This is a genomic window from Viridibacillus sp. NPDC096237, from assembly GCF_050278625.1.
Classification (GTDB): domain Bacteria; phylum Bacillota; class Bacilli; order Bacillales_A; family Planococcaceae; genus Viridibacillus.
In genome coordinates, this window is sequence record NZ_JBNNTI010000068.1 from 1 (window position 1) to 12374 (window position 12374).

Below are 12374 nucleotides of genomic sequence, written 5' to 3' on the forward strand. Positions count from 1 at the left end.
TCGACGTTGACGTGACATAGTAGCACGCTCCTTTAAGTTGGTAGTCTAAGTGTAATAGCCCTTATTTTTTTTGTCCAACTTAGTGTAGCCGATTCGTATACCTCCCTCATTTAAATTTATTAGAATTTTAAAGGATCCAACTGCCTTTTGTAGATTCATTTTCAGTGAAAATGAAAATCGAATGTCTTTATTTATCAATTTCATACCAAGGATTTAGATGAATAAGAACTTCGTCCACATCTGGGTGATTTTCCATAATGGTTTTCTTTATTATGCGAATAATATCGTGTCCTTCTTGAATTGTTAATTCAGCAGGTACACCTATTCGAAGATCTATCAATACATAATGGCCGTGTTCTCTTGCACGTAAACGATCTATGCGTTTTACTTCTGGAATAGTTAGTATTAAACTCGTAAAGTTATCTAATCTTTCACGGCTTACACTTTTTTCCATAAGTGTGTCCATTGCTTCTATAATCATCCCATATGCAAGTTTGAAAACTAAGATGGTTACAATAATACCTGCGATTGGATCTCCGTAAGTAAGGATTTGAATATGATAAAACTCTCCAACAAGTGCAAGCCCAATTCCCAATACGGCAGCTAATGATGCGTACACATCTGCAAGATGATCATATGCAGTAGCAATTAGACCTTTACTGTTCATTCTTTTGCCAATTCTAATGGTATATACGTATAAAATTTGCTTCCAGACTAGTGAAATAATGGCTGTTATGAAGGCGATAATACTTGCCTTTTCAGGTTCATGAAAGAATGCTGAAATAGACTCAAAGGCAATATAAACTGCTGCTAGTAATAAAATAACACCTACAAGGGCAGAACTTATCACTTCTGCTTTGCCGTGACCGTAGGGATGGTCTTCATCCGCAGGACGTTTTGAGATACGCATTGAAGTTAAAGCAGCTCCACTTGCAATAACATCACCAGCGTTATGATAACCGTCTGCAAGAAGAACTGGACTATTGAAGAGAGTACCTACGACAATCTTAAGAACCGTTAAAATAATATTACTTATTAAACTAATCCAGCCAGCGATAATTGAACCATTTGAATTTGTGCCTTGCCCCATAATTTTGCACCTCCAATATTTTTTTTCCCAAGAGCAACAAAAACCCCCGACTGGTTTCAGTCGAGGGTTTCTGTTTTTGAAATATATAGTTTTAGTGAATTTATAGTTTGAATCATAATTATCCCTCACTATTCTTAGGCATTTAATAATTTTAACACGATGTTTACGGTTGAGCAATATGGATTAGTTGTATTATTATACGAGAAAGATATCTGTAAAAATGTATATGTACATAACAGCACTATCTATATTATTTTATTTTATGTTCATAAGCTGATGTTCCTATGGGCTAAATAGTCAAAATAGGAGCTAAATTATTCAAAAGCCTTAATGCTCAAAAGCATTAAGGTTTTTGAACCTTTATTATTTCTTTTTGTTGGATGGTTGATTTTTGTTTTTTGCTTTAGCTTCAAAGTCACTAGCAAATTCTTCGTTTTGATTGTCGTTAGGGTTATTGTTATTGCTGTTGTAGTTATCGAAATTGATATTGCTGCTGTGGTTTTTTTCATTTTTTGTCTTATTGTTGTTCTTAGTCATGGATATTCACCTCCTAGTGACTAAGTTGCTCAGTAATAGAAGTTTTATTCTTTATGAATTTTTATAATTTTTGAAGGAATTATGGATAAGGAGGAGAAAATAATCTATAACTTGCTAAATCACTTGATGTAGCTTGCTTTACCGAATAATGTACTTCTTCTTAAAGTATTCATTTACTTATTCAGATGTAATGTTAGCAATTTCTTCATGCTTTTTATAAGAATATATACATGTAATTAAAGCGATGATATTTATAATAAGCATACCCAAATAATAATAATTGGAGGAACTATTATATAAATAACCTGCATATCGTACACTGTTAATAAATAGTACAAGAAATAAAATCAAAAAAGCTTTACCACTCATCCTATCCTTTAAAAAAATTTAAAAAAGTGATTCTTCTTAGAGTATGGTCTAATCTTGAATAAGGTTTATATAATGTTTATTTGCCCTATATATCATAACAAATATTTACAATTAAATTGGCATGTATGAAGATGCTTTAAAGTCATTTGACACAACTATTAAAGCATTAACACCTATAGATGATTGTGGTTTATTAGATTTTGCGTTACAGCATAAAGGAAAGTGCTTAATGGAATTGGGGGAATGGGAGTTATCACTTTCTCATTTTCATGAAGCTTTATCCATTAGAAAGAGTAAAGCTGAGCCATCTCTAATCTATTCAACAGAATTAGCTATACAATTTTTAAAAGGAAAAAATTGATGATTTCGACACTTGCGAGAATGGAAAGTACAAGAAGATAAGGGGAATAAAGACACTCGTAATTTAGCTACCATAAAATAAAGATACTAATTTAACTATCTATCAGGTATTTAGGTATTCATTTTTTCGGGAGGTATTATGAAAACTTATATTTATATGGTGAGACATGGTGAATCACCGAAAATGGACGAAAATGAAAGAACAAGAGGGTTAACTGATAAAGGGATATCCGACACTAATAGAATAACTGATATATTACAAGGAGAGGCAATCGAAGTTTTCGTTTCTAGCCCGTATCAACGAGCAATCCTAACTATAAAAGATTTGGCTAAACGTTCAGGGAAAGAAATTATGGTATTTGAAGATCTTAAAGAAAGAGTTTTTTTTAATGAAGAATACCCAATACCCGATAAAGAATTATTCCCTTTGTTGGAGAAGTCGTTTTCCAATCCAAACTTTGCTTTAACTGGAGGGGAGTCTAACGCAGTTTGTCAGAATAGAGCGATGTTGGTATTGAAAGAATTATTAAATACCTATCAAGGACAGAAAGTAGTATTAGGTACTCATGGAAATGTTATGACTTTGATGATGCAGTTTTTTGATAAACAGTACGATTTGAATTTTTTACTTCATACATCTAAACCTGATATTTATAAAATGGAATTCGAAGGTCAGGAATTGGTAAATGTTAAAAGGTTGTGGGAGTTTTAATAACAAATGTAATGTGTTTATTTTGCTCTGGATTTTCTACTTACGGCGGCTTTCATTACATGGTATAACTTTATTTCAAATCTATGTTTTTTGGCTGTTTTCTATAAGCTTGTTGTTTTTGTGAAACACTTTCCGTTAATTTTTATTTATGATAAAATTTTTACATAAAATGAAATGGCTTACAGGAGGAGAAAAATGAACATAGAATTAACAAGGTTTAAGGTTAAAAAAGGTAAATCTGAACGAGTTGATGAATGGTTAAGGTTTTTGAATGATAATATGAAAGATGTTCTTGTCACCTTAGAAGGGGAAAAAATGTATGTAGAAACCATTTTCAGAGAGCATCTAAACGGTACAGAGTTTCTATATTGGTATGCAGTTCAAGGTGAAGGTGGACAAGAAGTAGAGCAATCAGAACATTGGATAGATAAAAAGCATTTAGAATTCTGGGATGAATGTATAGATGAAACCTTTAAACCAGTTGACTTAAAGACAGAGGTGGTTATGATTCCCGAAAAAGTGAGAAATGCTATGGATTGACACCTAATAAAATTAAACAGTTAAATTTTGACCTCTGTATAGAGGTCTTTTATTATGCATTTCTAGGCATCTCGACCGTTGTATAATTTGACTATTGATACGCTGAAATAAGCATTGGTTCTACACGTTTATCAAACCCTTGTAGTTGAATTATATTCCTTGATTATCACGTATCTACAATCGTTCCTTCTGGTGCTACTAATTTGCATAAATGACCATTTTCAACGTGATAAATGATCTCCCCATTTCTTTGGTTTGCATTTATCGATTGTAAATGTCTACTTCATGGACAAGATCTTTATTTTGCCTATTCATGTAAACACTTTTTTTGTTTCGGAATAAAGTTGCAAATAGGGAATGTTATTTTTTATTGGTGTGTTGATTTGAGTATGTTTTGGAGGAGAAATTAATGAATTTTAGAATTTTAGTGAAGACGATTTCAGTATTCATGATAATTTTCATGATTATTTTCACTATTAAAACAAATTTTGTAGATAAAGATGAATCTATTGGATTAGAAGAATATCCTAGTGGTTTAATAGAAGATCAAACTAACGAAGTAGTAAAGGATAGTTTAGATTCTAATTTTGGACTTAAAATAAATGATGTTGCACCTGATTTTAAATTAAAAAATTTAACTGGCGAAACAGTAAAATTATCTGATTATAGAGGGAAAAAAATACTACTTAATTTTTGGGCATCATGGTGTCCACCTTGCATACAAGAAATGCCATATATGCAAGAGTACTACAAAGAGTATGGAGATAAGTCTGACATGGAAATTCTTGCTGTAAATATGACTAGAAAGGAAGTAGGTGGTATAGAAAATATTGAAAAGTTTATTGAGGAATACGAATTGACATTTCCTATTGTATTAGATGACAAAGGTAAAGTAATGGATTTATATGATGTTCGATCGTTTCCAACAACATATATAATAAATAAAGAGGGGATAATAACTGATATAGCTCGTTCTCCTTTAAATGATAAGAAAATTGAAGAACTTATTAATAAAAGTAAATAATTTAAAGTAAAAAGGTTTACTATAAGCGTTATTAACAATAAGTGATTGACTTTTTATTTAAATGGAGGTATTTATTATGGAACTGAAAGAAAGCACGTTTCCAATACTAGAAACTAATAGATTAATATTAAGAAAAGTAACAGTAGATGATGCGAGTAGTGTTTTGAAATATATGTCTGATAATGAAGTAGTGAAGCACATTGGATTAGATCCTTTTACCAAAGTTGAGGATGCAAGGGATGAAATCTCATGGTATCAAACAATATTTGAAGAGGGCACAGGCATTAGATGGGGAATTACTATGAAAGACCAAGACGAAGTAATTGGTAGCTGCGGCTTTCTTAACAAGGTTCCTAAGCACTTTCGTATTGAAATTGGCACTGAATTAAGTAAAGACTACTGGGGACAAGGTATAGCTAGCGAAGCTTTTGAAGCGGTAATTAGATATGGGTTTGAACAATTTAATTTACAAAGGATAGAAGCGTTAATCGAACCTGAAAATACCGCATCTCAAAAGTTGGCAGAAAAGCAAGGTTTTATAAGAGAAGGATTGCTAAGGAATTATGAATATACTTGTGGTAAATTTGATGACTTATATATGTATTCGTTATTAAAACAAGATTTTGACAAGTAATATCTATTTGGGATAATGGAAAAAATTATCCTGATTTAGTTTCGATTAGTTTGATATATTTTCTTGTGAAAAAGGTTGTTTCTTAGAACTATCTCTTTACTTGGGTGTATATTTGGAAGTGTCAACGGTAAGCGGAGAAAAAGGCGAGCCTTTAGGGTAAGTAGTTCAGACAATATGGAGAAAAGTAAAAAAAGACCATTTTAAGAATGAAAAACTCAGAAAAACGATAAAACTAGTTGATTGGAGTGCAGGCGGCGACTCCTTGGGGAACTAGCGAACATCTTGAGACCCCGCAGGAGCGTTAGCGACGAGGAGGCTCAAGGTTCGCCCCCAGGAAAGCGTCCGTCGGAACGGAAATTAACGGCATCGAAGAAAAGCCATGGCTAAAATTCATTTTATGGACTACGCTGTGCAGGAGTAAGTTCCTTCCTATCTGCTTCGCAAAAGTTATAAAATGTTCTTAGCCATCGCCTAACTCCTAATACATTAGTTGAAATTGCTAACTCAATTGAATAACGCATGTATGATTAGAGCATTAGATTCCTTGTTAAGCTAACAGGGATCCCCTAAGCATAATCGAATAATAGTTCCAGCAAACAGTTGTTATTATATTTATGAATTAGAAGCAATATTTGATAAGGTTAAAGTGTCTTTTATTTTTAATGTAGAGTTTTAAAAAAAATATTGAAAAATTCAAACTATTGTGGTAAATTAATAACCAAATATGAGGTGAATTATATGTTGCAAACAAAAATGTTAAGTAACACTTCACAATTCCATCATCACATGTAGTCTTGCTATCCGATTTTTAAAATCGCGCATAGGAAGACTATTTATATTGAACTGCATCGATAAAAGCAACTCCTTTTATCAGGTGCAGTTTTTTTATTTTCAAAAAAATTAGGAGGAATGACAAATGAAAAAAATGGATTATCAAAATGTTAAAGGAACACAAGATTATTTACCTGAGGCAGAAGTGATTAGACGGAAAATTAGAAGAACGTTAGAGGACACTTTTATACAATATGGCTGTAAACCACTTGAAACACCTATTCTAAATTATACGGAGCTTATGGCTTCAAAATATGGTGGCGGTGCAGAGATATTAGCGGAAATGTATACCTTAACTGACCGAGGTGAAAGAGATTTAGCACTTCGTTACGACCTAACGATTCCTTTTGCAAAAGTTATTGCGATGAATCCCACGATTAAAATGCCTTTTAAACGATATGAAATTGGTAAAGTTTTTAGAGATGGACCGATTAAAACAGGTCGATTCCGTGAATTTACACAATGTGATGTAGATATCGTAGGAGTAGAATCACAAATTGCTGAAGCAGAGCTTATGGAAATGGCACTTTCCGCTTTTCCGAAGTTAAATTTGAAAATAGCCATTCAATATAATAATCGAAAATTATTATCCGGTATGTTAGAAATGTTTGAAGTACCATCTGAACAAATGAGTGCAGTGATTTTAGTAGTGGATAAAATAGAGAAGGTCGGTGTTGAAGCGGTTAAGAGAGAGCTAAGTGAACTTGGATTACCGTTAAGAGTAGTTAATTCCGTTGTGCATTTTTTAACGGATCTGGAAAATACGACTATCGGTTATTTTGAGCCATTTGCTAAAGTAAACGAAAATATTGAACAAGGCATAGAGGAATTAATATCTCTCGAATCATTCTTAAAGTATCTAAAAATTTCTGAGCAATGTATTTTCAACCCATTTTTAGCAAGAGGTCTGGAAATATATACAGGTACGATTTATGAACTATAGTCGACCAGACAATTAAATCGAGCATTGGTAGTGGTGGGAGATACGATAATGCTATTGCAGGATTACTAGGAACAGATCAGTCTTTTTCAACTGTCGGGATATCATTTGGATTAGATGTCATTTATACAGCCTTATCATTGAAAGATACAACTGCATTAGAGCCTTCAATAATTGACTATTACATCATACCAATGAACACATTAAAGGAGTCATTATTGGTTGCAACACGATTGAGACAGAAGGGATACAACGTAGAACTGGATATGAGTAACAAGAAAATTGGCAAAGCGTTAGACCGTGCTAATAATGAAGGCATCCGAAATGTAATTATAGTAGGTGAGAATGAAGTAGAGCTTAATCAAATAAAGGTAAAAAATATGGAGACGGGTGGAACGAGGATAGAGCCATTTCAATTTTTAAGCTAAGAAGACTTTCTTCAAAAGGCTCCGTTTTACTAGATTGTTGCTTTTCATCAGATTAATAAGCATATTCGATCTTAAGTCAAATATGCATAATTTTTTGTAAGGCAAATTGTCATGCAGGGAATATAAAAGTAGTTTTCTATATATTTCATTTACAAAAGTAAACCTCAATCTTTCAAAGAATGAATAAGTTAATCTTATTTTTTTCTTTTTAAGATTGTTTTTTTACTAGGTCTTTATTAACATATATAGTAAAATTAAGGTAAGTTTAGAAAAGTAGTTGGAGGGGTGTATATATGAGTATTATGTTCAAAGATTTCTACCAAGAAGAATTAACAATAGATGATATACAAACTGCAATGGCAAGTGGGAAAGTAACTTCTAAAGAGTTAACGATGTATTATCTTGATCGAATTGCAAAATATGATCAAGGTGGACCTAAAATCAATTCGATGCTTGAAATGAATCCAGAAGCAATTTTCATCGCGGAAGCATTAGACCATGAAAGAGCTGTTCAAGGGGCACGAGGACCTTTGCACGGAATACCAATTGTTCTAAAGGACAATATTGAAACGAATGATTATATGCATACAAGTGCAGGTACACTAGCACTCGAAAATTACAGTAGTTCAACTGATGCTTTTTTAGTAGAGAAGCTACGTACAGCAGGGGCAGTTATTTTAGGCAAGGCGAATATGACGGAACTTGCGAATGCAATGTCAACTACAATGTGGGCTGGCTATAGTGCTAGAGGAGGGCAGGTTCTAAATCCATATGGTGACCCAAATCTATTTGTAGGTGGCTCTAGTTCAGGCTCAGCAGTAGCTGTAGCAGCAAACTTCTCAGTTTTAGCAGTAGGGACTGAAACAGATGCTTCTATTCTTAGCCCAGCTACCCAAAATTCAGTTGTAGGTATCAAACCAACTGTTGGGCTAATAAGCAGGAAAGGAATTATTCCATTTACATATTCACAGGATACAGCTGGCCCCTTTGCTAGAACCGTAAAGGATGCAGCAATTCTGTTACAAGCAATGGTAGGTGTAGATAAGCAAGACCCAGCTACACATAAGATGAATGAAAGAGAAATAGAGAATTATACGAGTTATTTAGATGTTGATGGTCTAAAAGGAGCTAGGATTGGAGTCTTTACACATGGTTCTGACGGATTTTATAATTCAGATGAATATGATGGAGAGTTATTTGAAAATGCAGTTCAAACAATACATGATCAAGGTGCAACAGTAGTGAAAGATATTGAAATTCCCGCGTTTCATAGAGAACATAATGGTGCAGTTCTTTTATATGAACTGAAGCACAGCCTCGACAACTATTTATCGAAACTTCCATCACAACAACCTGTACATTCTTTTAGTGAACTAATTCAGTTCAATAAAGATCATGCAGATCGAGCATTAAAGAATGGGCAAGACAGATTAGAGCAGCGTGAACATCTACCAAATACATTACGTAATCCAGAATATTTAACTGCGCGCTTAGAAGATATCTATTTTTCTGAACAACAAGGAATTGGCTTAGCATTAAAAAAACACAATTTAGATGCCGTTCTATTTCCAGCGTATTTAGGCTCTACTGTTTCAGCAAAAGCAGGTTATCCAACAATTGCAGTACCAGCAGGTTATATGGAATCTGGAAGACCATTCGGCATTACTTTCGCAAGCACATCATATAGCGAAGGTACATTAATCAAGCTGGCCTATGCCTTTGAACAAGCGACTAAACATAGGAAAGTACCGAATATTTAATAAGGTCTGAAAAAATAGTTACTAAAAAAGGGGGATTAGAAATGTGGGGAAAATCTCTTCCAGTCTCCCAAACGAACATACTACTAGTGATAGAGTAAGCGAAAGAGGGACACTATGCAACCGTCAAATAAACCATCTAATAAGAAAAGAGTAAATAATGTAAAACCAAAACAGCGTGCCAATCTATCATTTCGTATGAATATACTATTCTTCGCAATCTTTGTTTTATTTTCTGCACTGATTTTACGTTTGGGTTATATGCAAATTGTAAAAGGAGAAGATTATGTTAAAGTCTTGGCTCAAACTGAAGAAGTAACGGTTAATACTAGCGTTCCTAGAGGGCGTATTTACGATAGGCTTGGTCGTGTTTTAGTTGATAATGAACCAAAAAATGCGATTACTTATACGAAAATGCAAACAACGACAACTAAAGAAATGTTAAAAACTGCAAAAAAACTGACTAGACTGATAAAAATGGATACAAAATCAATAACTGAGCGCGATAAGAAGGATTATTGGATTATGCTTCATAATGATGAAGCGAATGCCAAAGTAAGTAAAAAGGAAATGCTTGAAATACATACTGATACAGAGCTTTCTACTGCAGAACAACAAGCTAAGATAGATAGTTTAATCCGTGATCGCATCAAGAATAAAGAGTTAGAATCGTTTTCTAAATCAGATTTGCAAGTATTGGCTATTTTCAGATTGATGGCTTCTGGCTACTACTTGTCTCCACAAATTATTAAAAGTGATAATGTATCAGATAAAGTTTGCAGTTGTATCTGAACGTTTGACAGACTTACCAGGCGTTAACACAACAACGGATTGGTCACGTGTGAAAAACTCGACGTTAAGTATTTTAGGTTCCACAACTACACCAGCAGAGGGTATTCCAAAGGATAAGCTAGAATATTATATAGCCCGTGATTATTCTCGTAATGACCGTGTTGGGAGAAGTTATATTGAATCGCAATATGAAGAGCAATTACAGGGCAAGAAAGCCGTTGTAAAAAATCAGACAAACGGTAAGGGGCAAGTTGTAGAGACCAAGACAAAATCAGAGGGCTCTCCAGGAGATGAATTAATATTAACAATTGATAGTGAATTACATGCAAGTTTAGATAAGATTGTTGAAAAACAATTACTAGTTGCTAAAGCAAAAAGCGGATCTTCATTGCTTGACCGTGCCTTTCTAGTTATGATGAATCCAAATACTGGTGAAGTTTTATCAATGGTTGGTAAAAAAATAGAGACAGATGAAGAAGGTAAAACCGTAGTAAATGATTATGCCATTGGGACATTTACCACTGCATATGAAGTAGGATCAGTTGTTAAACCGGCTACAATTTTGACCGGTTATTCATTAGATGCAATTAACATAGGTGACAAATTAATCGATACGCCTATTAATATAGCAGGTACAATCAAGCAATCTATCTTTAATTCTTCAAGTTCAATTGTGCTCGATGATTTAACAGCACTTGAACGTTCATCTAACGTTTACATGTTTAGAGTGGCGATGAAAATTGCTGGTGTTAATTATGTACCTAGAGCTGGATTAGCAGTACAACAAAAGGATTTTACGAAGATTCGTAACTCCTTTGCGCAATTTGGTTTAGGTATTCAAACGGGAATTGACTTACCTGGTGAATTTGAAGGAGTGAAAGGAACTGAAACGCTATCTGGTAAACTACTTGATCTAGTAATAGGTCAGTATGATACTTTTACTACTCTACAGTTAGCTCAATATGCTTCAACAATAGCGAATGATGGAAATCGTGTTAAACCCCATGTCGTGAAGGAAATACGTGAAGCATCTGAAGATGGAAAGATATTAGGACCCATTGTAAATGATATTCAACCAACTGTTTTAAACACAATAGATAATACGCAAGAAGAAATTGATCATGTGAAGAAAGGTATGCATCGCGTCTACTTTGGTAGCCAAGGGTCAGCAGCTAGTGACTTCGGTGATGCGGACTTCGATGCAGCAGGTAAAACAGGTACAGCACAAGTGGTTTACTATGGAGATGGAAAAAAGACAGATACTTTAACATTAACTCATATTGGTTTTGCACCATATGATAACCCGGAAATTTCCTACGCAGTAGTTGTACCATGGGTGACAACAAACTCATCTATAGACAAGTCAATTAACAATATCATCGCTCGTCAAGCTGTAGATAAGTACTTTGAAATCAAAAAGAAAAATACGAAAAAGACTGGACAATTAGTAGGAAAAAAAATTAGAAAACCAATTTCTGATGAAAAAATCGAAGAAGCGAATGTTGGAAGTTAGTAATAATGATGGGAACTACTGATAAAGAATGTGCTGAGAAATTACCAACACCCTAAGAAATATGATTGTAAGCGTATATGTATATATATTTAAAGAGGGAGAGATTTCAATGCAATTAATGTTCCGCTATAACTGGTTAGTAAGAGAAGAATGGTACAGCTGGTGTGAAGAATTAACTGAAGAAGAACTTTTACATAACCATACAGGAGGAGTAGGTAGTATATTACAAACACTCTTTCATATAGTTGATGTGGAGTGGAGCTGGATACGCCTTTTACAAGGTAAAGAGGATTTTCAAGAGAATTTTGATGAGTATAACAGCCTTAGTAGGGTTCGAGAGTTAGACGCTATATATCATAAAGAAGTAAAGGACTTTGTAACCAACTGGGATGAAAGCATGGAAAATAATTTGTTTTACGATCTCCAAGCCGATGGTAGCCATTTAACAGATTCTTGGGGGGAAGTAATGCGACATATTATCGCTCATGAAATTCATCATATCGGTCAATTATCCGTTTGGGCTAGAGAAATAGGCAAAAAACCTGTATCAGCAAACTTTATCGGTAAGGGGCTCGACAAACATTCAAGTCATTAGCACAATAAGGAGCAAGTGTTGGCTTAATTTGACAAACTATCATGTAAATAAAAACTATGATGATTATAAATAAAAATAAGAATAACTTTGAAAAGTAATAAACCTGAATTATTCATAGTGTTTTAAAGTTTTAAGATTTTCATGAGATTTTTCGTGAGGAGGGATATTTGTACTGAGTAAACACCTTTGTTAGAGAAGCTTTGAAAAAGATATTGAGAGAAAACCGATTTTTGGGCAGACTTCACCCTTGGT

General features: G+C 33.9%; 9 protein-coding genes and 2 pseudogenes. 9 read left to right on the plus strand and 2 right to left on the minus strand.

Annotated features, from left to right (window positions below; all coding sequences use genetic code 11):
- Positions 1 to 187: 187 nt before the first annotated feature.
- Positions 188 to 1090, minus strand: a complete 903-nt coding sequence (locus ACQKMD_RS20705) for a cation diffusion facilitator family transporter (RefSeq protein WP_427754357.1) — start codon at positions 1088 to 1090, stop codon at positions 188 to 190.
- Between the two features lie 363 nt (positions 1091 to 1453).
- The gene (locus ACQKMD_RS20710; protein ID WP_427754359.1) at positions 1454 to 1627 is read right to left on the minus strand and encodes a hypothetical protein; all 174 of its coding nucleotides are present in this window, start codon (positions 1625 to 1627) and stop codon (positions 1454 to 1456) included.
- 490 nt (positions 1628 to 2117) lie between these two features.
- Between ACQKMD_RS20710 and ACQKMD_RS20715 the strand changes: the two genes are divergently transcribed.
- The 9 genes and pseudogenes from ACQKMD_RS20715 to ACQKMD_RS20755 all read left to right on the plus strand — a co-directional run bounded on the left by ACQKMD_RS20715 (position 2118) and on the right by ACQKMD_RS20755 (position 12122).
- On the plus strand, positions 2118 to 2357 hold the full coding sequence (locus tag ACQKMD_RS20715) for a hypothetical protein (RefSeq protein ID WP_427754361.1): 240 nt from the start codon (positions 2118 to 2120) through the stop codon (positions 2355 to 2357).
- A gap of 138 nt (positions 2358 to 2495) precedes the next feature.
- Positions 2496 to 3068, plus strand: coding sequence for a histidine phosphatase family protein (locus ACQKMD_RS20720; protein ID WP_427754363.1), 573 nt, complete (start codon positions 2496 to 2498; stop codon positions 3066 to 3068).
- A gap of 195 nt (positions 3069 to 3263) precedes the next feature.
- On the plus strand, positions 3264 to 3608 hold the full coding sequence (locus tag ACQKMD_RS20725) for a DUF6176 family protein (protein WP_427754364.1): 345 nt from the start codon (positions 3264 to 3266) through the stop codon (positions 3606 to 3608).
- Between the two features lie 409 nt (positions 3609 to 4017).
- Positions 4018 to 4632 (plus strand): peroxiredoxin family protein, encoded by a 615-nt coding sequence (locus ACQKMD_RS20730; RefSeq protein WP_427754366.1) that lies wholly within the window; start codon positions 4018 to 4020, stop codon positions 4630 to 4632.
- Between the two features lie 76 nt (positions 4633 to 4708).
- Complete coding sequence (locus tag ACQKMD_RS20735) at positions 4709 to 5266, plus strand: GNAT family N-acetyltransferase (protein ID WP_427754368.1); 558 nt, start codon at positions 4709 to 4711, stop codon at positions 5264 to 5266.
- A 916-nt stretch (positions 5267 to 6182) separates the two neighbouring features.
- A pseudogene (locus tag ACQKMD_RS20740) lies at positions 6183 to 7465 on the plus strand (histidine--tRNA ligase).
- Positions 7466 to 7758: 293 nt separating this feature from the next.
- Positions 7759 to 9225: an amidase family protein gene (locus tag ACQKMD_RS20745; RefSeq protein ID WP_427754369.1), complete on the plus strand. Its 1467-nt coding sequence runs from the start codon at positions 7759 to 7761 to the stop codon at positions 9223 to 9225.
- A gap of 114 nt (positions 9226 to 9339) precedes the next feature.
- Positions 9340 to 11527 (plus strand): annotated as a pseudogene (locus ACQKMD_RS20750) (peptidoglycan D,D-transpeptidase FtsI family protein).
- Positions 11528 to 11636: 109 nt separating this feature from the next.
- Complete coding sequence (locus ACQKMD_RS20755; RefSeq protein ID WP_427754371.1) at positions 11637 to 12122, plus strand: DinB family protein; 486 nt, start codon at positions 11637 to 11639, stop codon at positions 12120 to 12122.
- The last annotated feature ends 252 nt before the right edge of the window (positions 12123 to 12374 follow it).